The organism is Mycobacterium talmoniae, from assembly GCF_001854525.1.
Classification (GTDB): Bacteria; Actinomycetota; Actinomycetes; order Mycobacteriales; family Mycobacteriaceae; genus Mycobacterium; species Mycobacterium talmoniae.
In genome coordinates this window covers 1-16,417 of sequence record NZ_MLQM01000124.1, presented here as the reverse complement: position 1 = coordinate 16,417, position 16,417 = coordinate 1, and the positions used below count along the sequence as shown (strand labels likewise).

Below are 16,417 nucleotides of genomic sequence, written 5' to 3'. Positions count from 1 at the left end.
CCCGCACACCGCCCGGCAGGCCCGCTACGTGGCCGGCTGCCTGGCGGCGGTGCGGCGCGGCGGGTCCACCCGCATCGAGGCCCGGTCGCGGATCCGGGTGCATCGGCGGCTGCCGACCCGCGGGCTGTCCCGGTTCTACCTCACCGGCTCGGTGGGCGCCGACGACGAGGTCTACGACGGCCCGGCCACGCTGACCCACGACGGCCAGCAGCATGACGCCCGGGTCCGGTTGGCCGGGCATTTCGACCCGATCGACGGTCAATACCACTGGCAGGGCACGCTTTTCGCGGACCTGCCGGGCACCCGGGTGACCGGTTCGCAGGTCAGCATCCGCATCGGCGAGCACAGCGGCGCGGCCCGCATCACCGAACGGACCCCGTGGGGCACGCTGGCGGTGGTCGGGATCGCCGGCTACCCGCCGTTCCCGCTGCCCGACGTCGAAATCGCGCTGCCGCCGCGCGCCACGGTCTGATGCGGCGCCACCAAACCCGCCCGCAAAATTAGAACACGTTCTAGTATTTGGTGGTCCCCCAGACTGCCAAGGAGATGACGTGCGGTTCAGCTACGCCGAAGCCATGACCGACCCCTCGTTTTATGTGCCGCTGGCGCAGGCGGCCGAGGCGGCCGGCTACACCAGCATGACCATCCCGGACAGCCTCGCCTACCCGTTCGAGTCGGACTCGAAATACCCCTACACCCCCGACGGCAACCGCGAGTTCCTGGACGGCAAGGCGTTCATCGAGACGTTCGTGCTGACCGCGGCGCTGGGCGCGGTGACCAGCACATTGCGGTTCACCCCGTTTGTGCTCAAGCTGCCGATCCGCCCGCCGGCGCTGGTGGCCAAGCAGGCGGGTTCGTTGGCGGCGCTGATCGGCAACCGGCTCGCGCTCGGGGTGGGCACCAGCCCGTGGCCCGAGGATTACGAGCTGCTGGGGGTCCCGTTCGCTCGGCGCGGCAAGCGGATGGACGAGTGCATCGAGATCATCCAGGGCTTGACCACCGGGGACTATTTCGAGTTCCACGGCGAGTTCTACGACATCCCGAAGACCAAGATGACGCCGGCGCCCACGCAGCCGATCCCGATCCTGGTCGGCGGGCACGCCGACGCCGCGCTGCGGCGCGCGGCCCGCGCCGACGGCTGGATGCACGGCGGCGGCGACGCCGACGAACTCGACCGGCTGATCGCCCGGCTGGGCCAGTTGCGGCAGGAAGAAGAGGTGGCCCGTACTCGGCCATTTGAAATCCACGTGATCTCGCTGGACGGCTTCACCGTCGACGGCGTCAAACGGCTGGAGGACAAGGGCGTCACCGACGTCATCGTGGGTTTCCGAGTTCCCTACATCATCGGCCCCGACACCCAGCCGCTGGCGGACAAAATCGCCAACCTGGAGCGGTTCGCCGACCAGGTGATCGCGAAAGTGTAACCGCTACAGCGGATCCCAGATCGGTGAACGCTTCTCCTGGTGGGCCTTGGCGGCCTCGGCCGGGTTGTTGGTGAATCCGCTGAGGATCTGGGTGCGGTTCTCGATCTCCTTGGCGTGCCGCAGGCTGGGCGCGTCCAGCGCGGCGTTGAGCCCGATCTTGGTCTGCCACACGCCGTAGGCGTTGTTGTCGACGATCGAGCGGGCCATCGTCGTTGCGGCGGTCAGCAGCTCGTCGGCGGCCACCACCTCGTGCACCAGCTTGATCCGGTAGGCCTCGTCGGCGTCGATGATGCGGCCGGTCAGCATCAGTTCGCGGGCCACCCCGGCGCCGACGATTTTGGGCAACAGATAGCTGGTGCCCATGTCCATCGACGAGAACCCGGCCTTGATGAACACCGACCCGAACCGGGCCGCCTCGGCGGCGATGCGGATGTCGCAGTGCAGCGCGAAAGCCAAACCGCCGCCGACGGCGACGCCGTTGACGGCGGCGATCACCGGGATGGGCAACTCGTAGAGCCGGGTGAGCTGGTCGGCGAGCCGCACCTGAGCGTCGTAGGTGGTCTTGAACGCCGGGCTGCGGCTGGGCTTGGTCCACGGCTCCCCGGTGCCGCTCAGGTCGGCGCCGGCGCAAAAGCCCCGCCCGGCGCCGGTCAGGACGGCGACCCGGAATTCCCCGGTGCCGAGCCGGTCCAACGCGGCGTCCATCCCGTCGAGCAGGGCGCCGTCGATGGCGTTCAGCCGGTTGGGCCGGTTCAACGTCACGCAGCCGATCTGGTTGTCCAGGGTCTTCACGTCCACCGCCGCCATGGGTTCAACATAACCGCCGAGCAGACGCAAAAGCCCCCAAAATCGGGCCCTGGAAGGGGCTTTTGTGTCTGCTCGCCGGGGTGGTAGAGAGCTGTCTATGACCGAAGACCTCGTCTCCGACGCGACGATCGCCGCCATGTCCGCCGCCCAGCGTCGCGACCTGATTCGTCGGCTACGACGGCCGCTGGCCGAGCTGGTGCCCGCGACGACCTACGAGCGGGAGCGCCGGATTCGGCTCGGGCTGATGATCAGCGGTGCGGTGGGATTGATTCCGTGGATCGTCTATCTGGCGTTGACGCTGCCGGACACCTACGTCGCCCATAACTGGCCGGCGACCTGGGTGGGTTTCGACACGCTGCTGGTGCTGTTCATGGCCGGCACCGCGATCCTGGGTTTTCTGCGCCGTCAGGTGTTGATCCTGTCCGCGTTCACCACCGGGGTGTTGCTGGTCTGCGACGTGTGGTTCGACGTCATGACCGCCGGCCCGCGCGACTTGTGGGTGTCGCTGCTGACCGCGGGGGTGTCGCTGCCGCTGGCGGCCATCCTGATTGTCGGCGCGCTGCGCATCCTGCGGCTGACCGCCACCCAGTTGTGGCTGATCGACACCGGCACCCCGTTGTGGCGGCTGCCGTTGCTGCCGTGACCTCCCCGGGACTCCTTCCCGGCGAGCAGACGCAGAATCGCATGATTCGGGCCCCGACAGTGCGATTCTGCGTCTGCTCGCGGTCCTAGTTTCGCCCCGGCGCGGCGTGGCGGGCCAGCCGCTCGTCGTGGATCTTGACCAACTCCCGGAACCCGATCCGGTGATACTGCGGCACCGGTTGCACCCCCCACTTGTCCTGTGCGGTGTGTTGCCCGGCCGCTTCGGGCGCCCCGCCGAACGGCGCGCCGCCCATCGGATACGGGAACGCGCATTCGGCGGTGTCGTCGGAGTAGCGGACCTTCATCAGCTCGCTGCAGATCTCGCGGAACGACAGCGTCGGCCAGCCGTACCAGACCGCCAGCGCGGGCATGGTGAACGAGCCCTCGATCACCAACCCGAACAGGCACACGAACAGTCCGCGTTTGAGCCACTTGTGCATCCGCGCGAAGATCGGTGTGGTGCCCAGCGGAAGCTCCTGCGGGGGCGTCTCGTCCGACGTCGATGTGCTCATGTGCAGCGTCCTTTCTCAGTCGGAGAAGATTTCCCGGTTGACGGTGTGCAGATACGGGATCGCCAAAAATGGTGTGATGTAGAAGATGTCGTAGATCCACCAGCCGATCACCGGCAACACCACGCCGGCGTAGCGGATGTCGGCGTACATGGTCATGTTGAACGTGTAGCCGATCCAGATGACGATGCCGAACCAGCAGGTGACGATCAGCCACTGATGGCCCCACCGCTTCATCTGCAAGAACGCGATCGCCGCGGCGATGCGCATGGTGAACACCGTGAGGATGAGCGCGACCTCCCATGCCTTCTCCCCCGGCGCGCCCGCCCCGCCGATCCACAGCTCGTTGTAATGCCAGAAGTATCCGGCGTCGAAGAAGTTGCCCCAGGCGGTGATGATGGTGCGGTTCAACAGCGTGTGGTTGGCCAGCAGGTCCAGCGACCACCCCAAGCTGTTCAGGGCGGCGTCGACGATCACCAGATAGCCGATCAACGTGACGATGACGGGCCGCACCGACAGCCCGGACTGCTGCGCCTTGCGTTGCAGCCACACCCCGCGCAGGAAAAACGGCAGGCCGGCGAAGCCGATGAACATGGTGCCGATCAGCAGCGAACCGCCGATGAGCCAGCGGTCGGCTTGGCGTTGCGCCTGGCGGGATTGCTCCAGGTGTTCGTCGTAGGTCAGCGAATCGGCGGAAACCGTGGGCACGTTCACGCTCTCCCCTACCAATCCCGAACCATGTACATGTGCAGCTGGATCAAGAACATCGACAGCAGCCAGCCGTAGGCGAAGAGCTGGAAGGCGATCATCGCGCGTTTACGTTTGCGGTCTTGGTCATTCACGGGCAGGGTCCTTTCCTCACCGTTGCGTCGGTGATCCGTCGGTGGCCGACAGGGTGGCCGCGGCGATTTCGCGTAACCCGTCGGACAGGGCGCCGTCGCTGCTGAGCGGCGCCAGGATGCAGGCGTCGGCAGCCTCGAGTTCTGCTGCGCCGGCGGCGATCAGCTGGGCCGCGGTGACCAGCACCCGGGTGGACGGCGGTTCGAAATGAAACGCGTCGTCGGCGCGGCGGATGCCGGTGGCGCAGGCCACCAGCCGCTGCGCGGTCGGCAGGTCGATGCCGGCCTCCTTGACCAGCACTTCGGCCTCCCGATCGGGTGCCAGGTAGTCCATGGCCAGGGTCACGAAGCGTTGCCGGAACGACGGTTTCAGCTCCTTGAGCGAGCTGCGGTAGGCCGGGTTGTAGGAGCAGACCAGCATGAACGACTCCGGCGCGTGCACCACTTCCCCGGCCCGATCCAGGTACAGGGCGCGCCGGTGGTCGGTCAGGGAATGCAGGATGGCCAGCGAATCGTGCCGGGCTTCGACCACCTCGTCGAGGTAGCAGAGGGCGCCGTCTTTGACCGCCCGGGTCAGCGGGCCGTCGGTCCACACCACGTCGCCGCCGGTCACCAGGAACCGGCCCACCAGATCGGAGCTGGTCAGGTCGTCGTGGCAGCTGATGGTGACCACCGGCCGCCCCAGCAGGCCGCCCATGTGCTCGACCAATCGGGTCTTGCCGCAGCCGGTGGGGCCGGTGAGCATGACCGGCAGCCGCTGCTGAAAGGCCCGCTCGAACAACGAGATCTCGTTACCGGTGGCGTAGTAGAGGTCGCTCATGCGGCCACCAGCTCGCGATGCACGTGGGCCAGCACCCGCGGCAGCTCCTCGACCCGCCGGATCCGCTGAGACCGCCGCGGCCCGAACACCTCCGGCAGCGGATCGACCCGGGCGGGCCCGACGCCCAGGTAGTACACGGTCACGCCGACCTCGCCCGCTTCCTGCACGGCATGCGCGACATCGGCCCAGGCGTAGCGGCCCTCGTAGCCCTCATCGGACATCAGGCCGTCCCCGATCACAATCAGCAGCCGCCGCTCCGACGGCTGGGCCAGCAGCCGGCTGGTCAAATGCCGCAGCGGGGCACCGAGTCTGGTGTAGCCACCGGTGGCCAGCCCCGACCCGCTGGGGTCGACGGCATGGGTGTCGTCGAAGTCCTTCAGGCAGCGCACCTCGACGCGGTGCCGGGTGTTGCCGCTGAACACGAAGATGCCGTGGCGTTCCCGGGCCAGCGTCATGGCGCGGGACAACGCGTCGGCGCAGGCCAGCTCCAGCCGGAAGATCCGGCCGCCGTGTATGCCCAGCGAGGAGCTGCCGTCCAGCAACACCGCGGTGCTGACGTCGCGGCAGCTGGGCAGCAGGTCGCGGAACACCCGTGGTTGGGTCGCGGTGCCGGTAAGGGTGTCGACGTAGTGGCTGACGTAGCGGTCGAGGTCCAGATCGGATCCGTCCTCCAGGCCGGTGCGCATCGCGCGGTGGGTGTGCTCTTCGAACCAGCGCCGCAGCTCGGGGGAAACCGCCGCGAGCCGCCGGCCCCGCGCCGCGTGCCTGCGCTCCAGGACCGCGACATGGTCGGTGAGAAACCGCTGCGTCCAGGCGTTCCACTCCGGGTACGGGATGCCGGCGCGCTGATCGGGGCGGATCTCGATGTCGTCGTTCTCCGGGCGGCTCGGCGGCGGCAGGTTCGGATTGCGCACGCCCCCTTCGCCGCCCACCGGCACCGACATCAGCCGCTTGGCGTCCTTGCGCGGCGTGGTCCACGGCATCCGGCCGTAGGCGCGCCGGATCGCGGTGCCCAGGGCGCCGTGCGCCGCGGCGGCCAGCGGCAGCTGTCCGAGCAGCGGGTGGCTGGGCAGCGGTTGCCGGGACCGCGTCAATTCCGCGGCACGGTGCAGCATTTCGGCGCCGTCCAGGTCGGGGTCCAGGGGCTCGATACCGGGCAGCACCCGTTGGGTTTCGGCCAGCAGCCCCGGCCACCGCGCGGCGACCCACCCCAGCGCGACACCGCCTTCCACCAGTGCCAGCGCCGCGCGGCGCCGCGGCGCATACTCGTGCAGCGGGTAGCCGGCGATGCGGTCCTTGGACGGCGAACACTGCAGCGCCACACCGCAGGTCACGGTGCGCCGGGTCCAGTCGGCCACCGGCGGCGGGTACGGGACCTGCACGAGGCTGCGGGCGGAGTTCAGCCCGAAGCAGCGCCGCTCCCCGGAGATCAGCCGCACCCCCGCTCGGCGGCGGTCCGACAGGGCGACGGCGGTCAGCGCACAGCTGCGCTCAACGGCTAACGCGGTGGTCATGGTCAGAACGTGCCGATGTTGCTCATCATCCAGTACCAGAACGCGACCATGCCGCAGATGGCGCCCCAGGCGAGCAGCAGGCGCAGGATTTCTTGCCACATAGGTCAGGTCTCCCTCTCATCGAGCTTCCATGCCCCGCAGCGCGGTGGCGACGAAGGTGTCCAACATGTCGGCGCGCAGCGTCTCCGACGTCCGCGTCGTGGTCAGCAGCGAATACAACCCCAGCAGGAAAAACACCGCACTGTGGAAGGGGTCCACCTCCGCGCAGGCCTCGCCGGCGTCGCGGGCTCGCTCGAGTTCCTGAACGACCAGCACGATCAGCGGGTGGTCGGTCCACTCGTCGTCCGGTGGCCGGTTCGACGAGAAGTGCAGGGCCAGAAAGTCTTTGAACAACAGGCTGCCCAGCCGTTGTTCGAGTGCGGCCACCACCCGCACCACCTCGGTCAACGCCGCGGCCAAATCGTGCGGTGTTTCCAGGAAGCGGGCGAACTCGTCGGCCAGCCGTTGCTCCTCGCGCCGTTCCAGCTCGAAGAGCACGTGTTCTTTGGTCGGGAAATGGAAGTAGAAGGTGCCGTGCGCGACGCCGGCGGCGGCGACGATGGCGCCGACGTCGGCCTCGGCCATCCCCGCGCGTTTGAACTCGGTCAGCGCCGCCCGCAACAGGCGCTGACGCGTCTGCAGACGCTGCGTCTCCCGCGCGGATAGCTTCTCGGTCACTCGCGGCATGGTTCGCTATTTGTAGCCGATTCGCTGACTCTAGTCAATGACTTGTGTCAGTAATGCGGCCGAGCAGACGCAAAAGCCCCCTTTTCGCGGGTCGAAAGGGGGCTTTTGTGTCTGCTCGCGGGACTAACTCAGCCGCGCTTGGCCAGCCACTCGGCCTGCAGGCCCAGCAGCGCCATCAGCTCCAATCGCGGTGTGTCGGCGTCGAGTTCGCGGTAGCGCTGATACACGTTGACGACGACACGTTCGGCGTCCAGCCACGTCGCGTACTCGCCGAGGTCGATCCCGTCGGCCGCCTCGGCGAACGACAGGCCCCTGCCGTGGGCGGCGTCGGCCTGCTCGGCCACGTGCAGCAGGTAGCCGCGGACCGCGCGGATCCCGTCCGGGTCGGTGATCGGGCCGTGGCCGGGCACCACGGTGGGGGCGTCCAGCCCGATCATCGCGTCGCAGGCCGCCACCCAGTTGGCGATCGGGCCGGCCCACACGATCGGGGTGCACCCGATGAACAACAGATCCCCGGCGAACAGCACCCCGGCGTCGGGGACGTGCACGACGGAGTCGGCGGCGGTGTGGGCCGGCCCCAGGTTCAGCACCCGGACCGGCCGGCCGCCGACCTCGATGCTCAGCTCGTCGTCGAACGTCTGGTCGGCGTTGCGCAGCCGGATCCCCCGGAAATCGAAGGGTCCGAAGCGCTCCCGGGCGTAGCGGGTGGCGACCGGGCCCAGGTCGGCGGTCTGGGTCAACGTCAGCATCTCCGGGGCCATGCCGTGCGCGATCTCCGCGGCGGTGCCGGCGGCGGCGATGATGCGCACCGCGCGGTCCAGCAGCTGATTGCCGTGGGTGTGGTCGCCGTTGGAATGGGTGATCACCGCGTCGGTGACCGGCGCCGCGGCGGTCAGCGGTGCCATCGCGGCCAGCATCTCCCGGGTCAACGGCAGATCGAACAGCGTGTCGACCAGCAGCGAAGCGCCGTCACCGACGATAAGCCCGGCGTTGCTCCAGCCGTAGCCGCCGTCGGGCAGCGTCCAGGCCCACACCCGGTCGCCGACCTGGTGCAGCCCGCGGGTGTACGGAATCTTCGCCGGCGCCGGATTAACCCGCGGCGCAGCCGGGCCGGCGTCCGGGTTGGGCCGCGCCGGCAACGGGTGCGGCGCGGGTGTGGCGCGCACGGTTTGCCGGGTTTCGCCGAGGCCTTGCACCCGCAGGGTGACCACGTCACCGTCGTGCAGCCAGCCGGGGAAGGTTTCCGGTGCGCTCAGGCTCAGGTGTTCGACCAGGGTGCAGGTCGGCACGGTGCCGGAGCCGACGACGTCGCCGGGGGCCAGGGTCACCCCGCGCGAGGCGTAGGAGATGACTTCGCCGAAGCTCCAGTCCATCGTCGCGGTCGACCCGGAGCCGATCACGGTGTCGTTGACCAGCGCGGTGACGCCGAGGCCGAGTTTGCCGCCGCGGCGGTAGGGCTCCAGCTCGTCGGGGGTGACCAGGTAGGGGCCCAACGTGACGCCGCTGTCCTTGCCCTTGGCCTGCCCGATGCCCAGTTGGCTGTCCAGTTGCTGCAGATCGCGCGCCGACCAGTCGTTGAAGATGGTGTAGCCGATGATCGCCGCCTCGGCCTCGGCGACCGACAGGTCCTTACCGGCTACCCCGATCACCGCCGCGATCTCCAATTCGAAGTCCTGCCAGGCGCTGCCCGGCGCCATCGGCGCGTCGTCGTAGGGTCCCAGCACGGTGGCCGGGCAGGCGAAGTAGAACGCCGGCACCCGATACCAGGTGTCCTTGAGCACCCGGCCCCCGCCCATCGCGGCCTGGCAGTTGCGCATGTGCTCCAAAAAGCACAGCGAGTCCCGGATCGACGGCGGGCGCGGGATCGGCGCCATCAGCGTCACCTCGGCCAGCCGCGCCGTGGCCGGTGCCCGCAGCGCCTCCTCGCCGGCGCGGCGCAGCCCGGCGGGGCCACCCCGAATCAGCTCCAGCAGCGTGACACCGGCCGGCAGCGGGTGGATCGCCTCCCCGGACAACACCCCGGTGCGTTCACCCGCACCGTCCCGATAGGTCACCCAGCGCATGCGCTACCTCCCGTCATTCGCGGACCACCTGGTCCGGTGTCTTGTCCGGCCGCAGTCCTCGCCAACTGGGTTGGCGTAGCCGGCCGTCCGATGTCCATTCGCTGTAACGCACCTCGCCGACCAGGGTCGGCCGGACAAACGTGACGCCCTTGGCGTCCTGGGTGCCCAGCGGGGCGTTGAACGGCGAGTCGTCGGTGTACAACGGCGCCAGGGTCTTCTGGAGCCGGGCCAGGTCGCGTTGGGTGAAGCCGGTGCCGACCCGCCCGGCGAACTGCAGCCCGCCGCGGCCGGGGATACCCATCAGCAGCGACCCGATGCCGCCGCTGCGGCCGCCTTCACCGGCGCGCCAGCCGCCGATGACGACCTCCTGGGTGTTCCAGTGTTTGTCCTTGACCCACGACGCGGCTCGACGCCCCGGCTGATACGGGGAGTCCCACTTCTTGGCGACCACGCCCTCCCAGCCGCGGTCGCGGGAGTAGTCCAGCGCCGCGGCCCCGTCGCCGGGCAGCAGCGGCGGCACGATCAGATCGGTGCCGGCGGCCAGCGTTTCCAGCAGCCGCCGCCGATCCCGGTAGCGGGCCCGCAGCAGCGACCGGCCGTCCAGGTAGAGCAGGTCGAACGCCCAGAACTCGAGTGCGGCACTGCGCCCGCGGTTTTGCATCGCGGTGAAGCTGGGCACGCCCGCGTCGTCGAGCACGACGACCTCGCCGTCGAGCACCACCCGGTGGTCGGCCACGGCGTCGGCCACCGACTGCAGCTGCCGGAATTCGGCGGTGACGTCGCGTCCGCTGCGTGATCGCAGCCGCAGGTTGGCGTGGTCGGCCTCCACCAACAACCGGTAGCCGTCCCACTTGCCCTCGAACGCCCACTGCTCGGCGGTCAGCACCGCCACCGAGCCCTCGGTGGCCAGCATCGGGGACAGCTGCTCGAAGACGAACACCTTCTGGTCTTTCATCCGGTGCGCCAGCCACTGGTCGCCGTTGGTCTGAATCAGCGCGTACCGCCCGGAGATCCGCTCGCCGTGCAGGGTGACAATTACTTCGTCGTCGCGGAACTTCTCGGTGTCGTAGCTGCCGGCGTCCCAGATGATCACCCGGCCGGCGCCGTATTCGCCCTTCGGGATGGTGCCCTCGAACGTCGCGTATTCCAGCGGGTGGTCCTCGGTGTGCACGGCCAGATGGTTGACCGCCGGGGTGTCGGGCAGGTTCTTGGGCACCGCCCAGCTCACCATGACCCCGTCGCGCTCCAGCCGAAAGTCGTAATGCAGCCGGCGGGCGTGGTGCTCCTGGATGACGAACCGATCGTTATTGCCGGCGGGCGCGGCGGATTTGGGTAGCGGTTCGGGGGTTTTGCCCGCATTGCGCATGCTGCGGTAGACGTCGAGTCTGTCGGCGGCGCCCAGATCGGCGTCCAGCGCCGCCAACAGGTCACCGTCGGCGCCGACCCGGGCCAGCATTTCGTCGTAGCGCAGCTGCCGCAGCTCGGGGTCGTCGAGTTCCTCCCAGCTGCGGGGCGCGGCCACGGTGGGCAGCTCACGGCCGCGCAGCGAATACGGGGCGATGGTGGTCTTCGACCCGTTGTTTTGGCTCCAGTCCACGAACACCTTGCCGGCCCGCACGCTCTTGGTCATCGTCGAGGTGACCAGCGTGGGCGCCTCCTGCTCCAGTTGCTGCGCAATGCGTTTGGCCAACACCGCCGCGCCGCGGCTGCTCACCGGCTTGTCCAGCGGGACATACAGGTGCAGCCCTTTGCTGCCGCTGGTCAGCGGGAAGGTGGTCAAGCCGATATCGCCGATCAAATCCCGGATGGTGCGGGCCAGTTCGGCCAGCTGGGCCATGGTCACGCCGTCGCCGGGGTCCAGGTCGAACACCAATCGTGTTGCCGGGCCGGGCTTCCCACCGACGAACCGCCACTGCGGCACATGCACCTCCAGCGCCGCCTGCTGCGCGATCCAGGCCAGCGCCGTGGTGTCGTCGAGGATCGGGTAGCTGGTGGTGCCGGACCGGTGCGCGACGGTGCCGCGGCGCAGCCAGTCCGGCGCGGAGTCGGCCAGGTTCTTTTCGAAGAACGACGGCTGCTCGACCCCGTTGGGCCACCGCTTGCGGGTCGCCGGACGCCCGGCGATATGCGGCAGCATCACCTCGGCGATGCGCGTGTAGTAGTCGAAGACGTCGGCCTTGGTGGTACCGCTGGCCGGGTACAGCACCTTGTCGGCGTTGGTCAGCTGGACCCGCGGTCCGGAGGTCGCCCCCGGGGGCCACACCTGCGTCGCCGTCACCGGTCCATGTTCTCGCATCGGGCGCCGGATTCGCGTTGACTCTGCGTCCAGGGCGCGGGTTACTCGAACTTTTGCGCCCTACGCGCAGACTCAACGTGCGTTGCGGCGAGAAGCCGGGCGCGCCCGCCGGCCTGGCGGCATGATGAGCCGTGTGGACCTGCCATGAAGCTGACCAATGCGGCGCTGGGCCGGCTGCCGATCGCCGCACCGGGCTATGACCGCAGCGAAATCGGGATCGGCATTGCGCATTTCGGTGTCGGCGCGTTCCACCGCGCGCATCAAGCCGCCTACCTCGACCGGCTGCTGGGCCAGGGCCTGGCTCGGGACTGGGGCATCTGCGGGGTGGGGGTGCTGCCCGACGACCGCCGGATGCGCGACGTGCTGTGCGGCCAGGACGGGCTGTACACGCTGGTCGTGGCGCACCCGGACGGCCGTCGCGACCCGCGGGTGATCGGCTCGATCGTGGACTACCGCTACGCCCCCGACGATCCCGCGGCGGTGATCGACCTGCTCGCCGCGCCCGGCACCCGGATCATCTCGCTGACCATCACCGAGGGCGGCTACCAGGACCCCGACGGGCCGGCGTTCGCCCTGATCACCGCGGCCCTGGCGCGTCGGCGCGACCGCGGCCTGCCCGCGCCGACGATCATGTCGTGCGACAACATCGAACACAACGGCGCGGCGGCACGCCGGGCGGTGACGATCCACGCCGAACACCGCTATCCGGGCCTGGCCGGCTGGATCACCGCGCGCACCCGGTTCCCGAACTCGATGGTGGACCGGATCACCCCGGCCACCACCCCGGAGGTCGCGGCCGCGCTGGAGGGTGATTTCGGCGTCACGGACGGCTGGCCGGTGAGCACCGAGCCGTTCACCGCCTGGGTGCTTGAGGACGACTTCGCCGACGGCCGACCGCCGTGGGAGCGGGCCGGGGTGCTGCTGGTCGACGATGTGGCCCCGTATGAGTTGATGAAGCTGCGGCTGCTCAACGCCGGCCACCAGTGCCTGGCCTACTTCGGCTACCTGTGCGGCTACCGGTTGGTCGCCGACGCGGCCCGCGACCCGCTGTTGGCCGGGCTGCTGCGCGGCTACTTGGCGTGCGAGGCGGCGCCGACGCTGCCACCGGTGCCCGGGATCGACCTGGCCGACTACCAGCGCACCCTGCTCGACCGGTTCGCCAACCCCGGTGTGCGCGACACGATTCCGCGGCTGTGCGCGCACGCCTCGGACCGCATCCCGAAATGGCTGCTGCCGGTGATTCGAGCCAACCTGGTCGGCGGGGCACCGATCCGGCTGGCGTCGGCGGCGGTCGCCGCCTGGGCGCGCTACGCCGAGGGCGTCGACGAGCGGGGCCAGCCCATTGAGGTCATCGACCGGCTGGCCGCGTCGCTGGTGCCGCTGGCCCGCTCGCAGCGCAGCCAGCCCACCGCGTTCATCGAGAACACCGCGCTGTTCGGGGATCTGGCGCGTCAGCCCCGGTTCGTGGCGGACTACGGGTGGGCGTTGGATTCCTTGCATCGCCGCGGGGCGCGGGCGACGCTGGAGGCGTTGCTGGGTAAGGAGCACCCATGAACCGCGCCGCCGACGATGCAGTGGGGGCACCCCGACGAGGGGGACGAAGCGATGAAGAGGAGCGGCGCCAGTGAGCAGAGCACTGGTGATCGGTGAAGCGCTGATCGACATCGTCGAGCGCGACGGGCAGGTCAGCGGGGAGTATGTCGGCGGCAGCCCGCTCAATGTCGCGGTCGGGCTGGGCCGGTTGGGTCGCCCGGTGGATTTCTGGACCCACATCGGCGACGACCCGCGCGGGCACCGGATCGCCGACTACGTGACCGCCTCGGGTGCCCGGCTGGTCCCGGCCGGGACGACGGCCGCGCGGACCTCCACCGCGCGGGTCACCCTGGCCGAGGACGGCTCGGCGGCCTACGCCTTCGATATCGACTGGCAGCTGCCGGGCTCCTCGACGGTGCCGCCCCCGCTGCTGGTGCACACCGGGTCGATCGCCGCCGCGCTGGATCCCGGCTGTCTGGCGGTCGCCGCGCTGATCGACGCCTACCGAATCTCGGCCACCGTGACCCTGGACCCCAACGTGCGCCCCGGGTTGCTCCCCGATCCGGTGCTGGGACGCGAACGCATTGAACACCTCGTCGAACGCAGCGACGTCGTCAAGGTCAGCGACGAGGACCTGCGCTGGATCGACCCGGACCGGTCGGCCGAGCGGATCGCCCGAAGCTGGCTGGCCTCGGGCCCCTCGATCGTGGCGGTGACGCTGGGTGAGCGGGGCGCCTTCGCGGTGTGCGCGGCCGGGACCGCGCGGGTCGCGGCCCGGCCGGTGGCGGTGGTGGACACCGTCGGCGCCGGGGATGCGTTCATGGTCGGGCTGATCGACGCGCTGTGGCAGCACGGGTTGCTCGGCGCAGATCGGCGTGGCGACCTGGAACGGATCAGCCTGGACGCGCTGACCGCGGCGCTGGAGATCGCGAACCTGTCAGCGGCCCTCACCGTCGCCCGCGCCGGTGCTGACCTGCCCGATCGGGCCGCCCGGGACGCGGCGGCGCGTCGCGAGTAGATGCCCCGTGATGTGGGCATACTGGCGTTATGCGTTCGATCTGGAAAGGCTCGATCGCCTTCGGCCTGGTCAACGTCCCGGTCAAGGTGTACAGCGCCACCGAGGACCACGACATCAAGTTTCGCCAGGTGCACGCCAAGGACCACGGACGCATCCGGTACAAGCGGGTCTGCGAGGTGTGCGGCGAGGTCGTCGAGTACGCCGACATCGCCCGCGCCTACGAATCCGATGACGGCCAGATGGTGGTGATCACCGACGACGACATCGCGACCCTGCCCGAGGAACGCGGCCACGAAATCGAGGTGCTGGAATTCGTGCCGGCCAGCGATCTGGATCCGATGATGTATGACCGCAGCTACTTTTTGGAGCCGGATTCGAAATCGGCCAAATCCTATGTGCTGCTGGCCAAGACGCTGGCCGACACCGACCGGGTGGCGATCGTGCACTTTACCCTGCGCAACAAGACCCGGCTGGCGGCGTTGCGGGTGAAGGATTTCAGTAAACGCGACGTGATGGTGATCCACACCCTGCTGTGGCCCGACGAGATCCGCGACCCCGACTTCCCGGTGCTGGACAAGAAGGTCGAGATCAAACAGTCGGAGCTGAAGATGGCCGGGCAGGTGGTCGAGTCGATGGCCGACGATTTCGACCCGGACCGCTACCACGACACCTACCAGGAAGAACTGCATGAGCTGATCGAGGCCAAGCTCGAGGGCGGCGAGGCGTTCACCGCCGAGGAGCAGCCCGCCGAGCTCGACGAGACCGAGGACGTCTCCGACCTGCTGGCCAAGCTGGAGGCCAGCGTGAAATCGCGCTCCAAGAAGGCGCCGGCGAAGAAGGCCCCCGCCAAGGGCCGCGCGAAATCCAAGTCCTGACCGGTTCGGGCCCCTTGGGCGCCGAGTGTGCAGCTTCTTGCGCGAACTCGGCGGCATTTTCACGACAACCTGCACGGTCGACGCCGCCGCCCGCCGCGCGAACTAGAACGTGTTTCAGAAAGCCGCCCCGCGGGTGGCCGGGGCTTGCTACCGTGGCGCGGTGATCTTGGACAAGTTTCGTCTCGACAACAAGACAGCGGTGGTCACCGGGGCCGGCCGCGGACTGGGCGCGGCCATCGCGCTGGCCTTCGCCGAGGCCGGCGCGGACGTCGTCATCGCCTCCCGAACCCAATCCGAACTAGAGACCGTCGCCGAACAGATCCGCGGCGCGGGGCGGCGCGCCCATGTCGTCGTCGCCGATCTCGCCCACCCGGAGGACACCGCGAAACTCGCCGGGCAGGCGATCGACGCATTCGGCCAGCTCGACATCGTCGTCAACAACGTCGGCGGAACCATGCCCAACGCGCTGCTGACCACCGCGACCAAAGACCTCAAGGACGCGTTCACGTTCAACGTCGGCACCGCCCACGCGCTGACCACCGCGGCGGTGCCGCTGATGCTCGAACATTCCGGCGGCGGGGCGATCATCAACATCACCTCCACCATGGGCCGGCTGGCCGGGCGCGGCTTCGCCGCCTACGGCACCGCCAAGGCGGCGCTGGCCCACTACACCCGGTTGGCCGCGCTGGACCTGTGCCCGCGGATCCGGGTCAACGCGATCGCGCCCGGGTCGATCCTCACCTCGGCGCTGGATGTGGTGGCCGCCAACGAGGAACTGCGCGCCCCGATGGAGAAGGCCACGCCGCTGCGCCGGCTCGGGGACCCTACCGACATCGCCGCCGCCGCGGTGTATTTGGCGTCTCCGGCCGGGGCCTATCTGACCGGCAAGACGCTGGAAGTCGACGGCGGCATCACCTTCCCCAACCTTGACCTGCCCATCCCGGACCTGTGAGGACCTGACTAATGACTACCGCTGTCGACGATGCAGAGCGAAGCGGCGAGGAGCAGCGCGCGCCATTGCGCGTCGCCCAGATCGGCACCGGCAACGTCGGCGCCCACGCCCTCAGGGCGCTGATCACCAACCCGGACTACGAGCTGACCGGGGTGTGGGTGTCCTCGCAGTCCAAGGCCGGCACGGACGCGGCCGCGCTTGCCGGCCTTGACGGTTCGACCGGCGTCACCGCCACCACCGACCTGGATGCGGTGTTGGCCGCCAAACCGGACTGCGTGGTCTACACCGCGATGGCCGACAACCGGCTGCCCGAGGCGCTGGAGGATTACCGGCGCATCCTGGCCGCCGGCGTCAACGTCGTCGGCAGCAGCGCGGTGTTCCTGCAGTACCCGTGGCAGG

15 protein-coding genes and 1 pseudogene are annotated in these 16,417 nt (G+C 69.4%); 8 read left to right on the top strand and 8 right to left on the bottom strand.

Annotated features, from left to right (window positions below; genetic code table 11):
* Positions 1-472, top strand: a 472-nt coding sequence (locus BKN37_RS19310; protein WP_131823652.1) for a DUF4873 domain-containing protein, incomplete at its 5' end; no start/stop codon positions are given.
* 79 nt (positions 473-551) lie between these two features.
* Positions 552-1,424: a TIGR03619 family F420-dependent LLM class oxidoreductase gene (locus tag BKN37_RS19305; RefSeq protein ID WP_071028573.1), complete on the top strand. Its 873-nt coding sequence runs from the start codon at positions 552-554 to the stop codon at positions 1,422-1,424.
* 3 nt (positions 1,425-1,427) lie between these two features.
* Here BKN37_RS19305 and BKN37_RS19300 read toward each other — a convergent pair whose 3' ends face one another.
* Complete coding sequence (locus tag BKN37_RS19300) at positions 1,428-2,222, bottom strand: enoyl-CoA hydratase/isomerase family protein (RefSeq protein WP_207547267.1); 795 nt, start codon at positions 2,220-2,222, stop codon at positions 1,428-1,430.
* Between the two features lie 106 nt (positions 2,223-2,328).
* Between BKN37_RS19300 and BKN37_RS19295 the strand changes: the two genes are divergently transcribed.
* Entirely contained in the window at positions 2,329-2,874 is a 546-nt protein-coding gene (locus BKN37_RS19295; protein ID WP_071028571.1) for a hypothetical protein, read from the top strand.
* An 85-nt stretch (positions 2,875-2,959) separates the two neighbouring features.
* On the opposite strand, the gene BKN37_RS19290 is transcribed toward BKN37_RS19295, so the two are convergent.
* From BKN37_RS19290 to BKN37_RS19260, 7 genes are all read right to left on the bottom strand, one after another.
* The gene (locus BKN37_RS19290; RefSeq protein ID WP_071028570.1) at positions 2,960-3,385 is read right to left on the bottom strand and encodes a hypothetical protein; all 426 of its coding nucleotides are present in this window, start codon (positions 3,383-3,385) and stop codon (positions 2,960-2,962) included.
* A 15-nt stretch (positions 3,386-3,400) separates the two neighbouring features.
* The gene (locus BKN37_RS19285) at positions 3,401-4,090 is read right to left on the bottom strand and encodes a hypothetical protein (protein ID WP_370481489.1); all 690 of its coding nucleotides are present in this window, start codon (positions 4,088-4,090) and stop codon (positions 3,401-3,403) included.
* A 150-nt stretch (positions 4,091-4,240) separates the two neighbouring features.
* The gene (locus tag BKN37_RS19280; RefSeq protein WP_071028568.1) at positions 4,241-5,041 is read right to left on the bottom strand and encodes an AAA family ATPase; all 801 of its coding nucleotides are present in this window, start codon (positions 5,039-5,041) and stop codon (positions 4,241-4,243) included.
* Positions 5,038-6,555, bottom strand: coding sequence for a nitric oxide reductase activation protein NorD (locus tag BKN37_RS19275; protein WP_071028567.1), 1,518 nt, complete (start codon positions 6,553-6,555; stop codon positions 5,038-5,040). Before BKN37_RS19275 ends, BKN37_RS19280 begins: the two co-directional genes overlap by 4 nt.
* Before the next feature lie 117 nt (positions 6,556-6,672).
* The gene (locus BKN37_RS19270; RefSeq protein ID WP_071028566.1) at positions 6,673-7,281 is read right to left on the bottom strand and encodes a TetR/AcrR family transcriptional regulator; all 609 of its coding nucleotides are present in this window, start codon (positions 7,279-7,281) and stop codon (positions 6,673-6,675) included.
* A 128-nt stretch (positions 7,282-7,409) separates the two neighbouring features.
* Positions 7,410-9,344 (bottom strand): fumarylacetoacetate hydrolase family protein, encoded by a 1,935-nt coding sequence (locus BKN37_RS19265; protein WP_071028565.1) that lies wholly within the window; start codon positions 9,342-9,344, stop codon positions 7,410-7,412.
* A 13-nt stretch (positions 9,345-9,357) separates the two neighbouring features.
* The gene (locus tag BKN37_RS19260) at positions 9,358-11,607 is read right to left on the bottom strand and encodes an ATP-dependent DNA ligase (RefSeq protein ID WP_479724559.1); all 2,250 of its coding nucleotides are present in this window, start codon (positions 11,605-11,607) and stop codon (positions 9,358-9,360) included.
* A gap of 177 nt (positions 11,608-11,784) precedes the next feature.
* On the opposite strand from BKN37_RS19260, the gene BKN37_RS19255 reads away from it, so the two are divergent.
* The 5 genes and pseudogenes from BKN37_RS19255 to BKN37_RS19235 form a co-directional block, all read left to right on the top strand.
* Positions 11,785-13,194 carry a mannitol dehydrogenase family protein gene (locus BKN37_RS19255; RefSeq protein ID WP_071028563.1) on the top strand — a complete coding sequence of 470 codons (1,410 nt, stop codon included), beginning with the start codon at positions 11,785-11,787 and terminating at the stop codon, positions 13,192-13,194.
* A 70-nt stretch (positions 13,195-13,264) separates the two neighbouring features.
* Positions 13,265-14,191: a carbohydrate kinase family protein gene (locus BKN37_RS19250; protein ID WP_071028562.1), complete on the top strand. Its 927-nt coding sequence runs from the start codon at positions 13,265-13,267 to the stop codon at positions 14,189-14,191.
* Positions 14,192-14,220: 29 nt separating this feature from the next.
* Entirely contained in the window at positions 14,221-15,066 is an 846-nt protein-coding gene (gene ku / locus BKN37_RS19245) for a non-homologous end joining protein Ku (RefSeq protein ID WP_071028561.1), read from the top strand.
* Between the two features lie 160 nt (positions 15,067-15,226).
* Positions 15,227-16,018, top strand: coding sequence for an SDR family oxidoreductase (locus BKN37_RS19240; RefSeq protein WP_071028574.1), 792 nt, complete (start codon positions 15,227-15,229; stop codon positions 16,016-16,018).
* Positions 16,019-16,029: 11 nt separating this feature from the next.
* Positions 16,030-16,417: pseudogene (locus BKN37_RS19235) on the top strand (hypothetical protein); the annotation flags it as partial.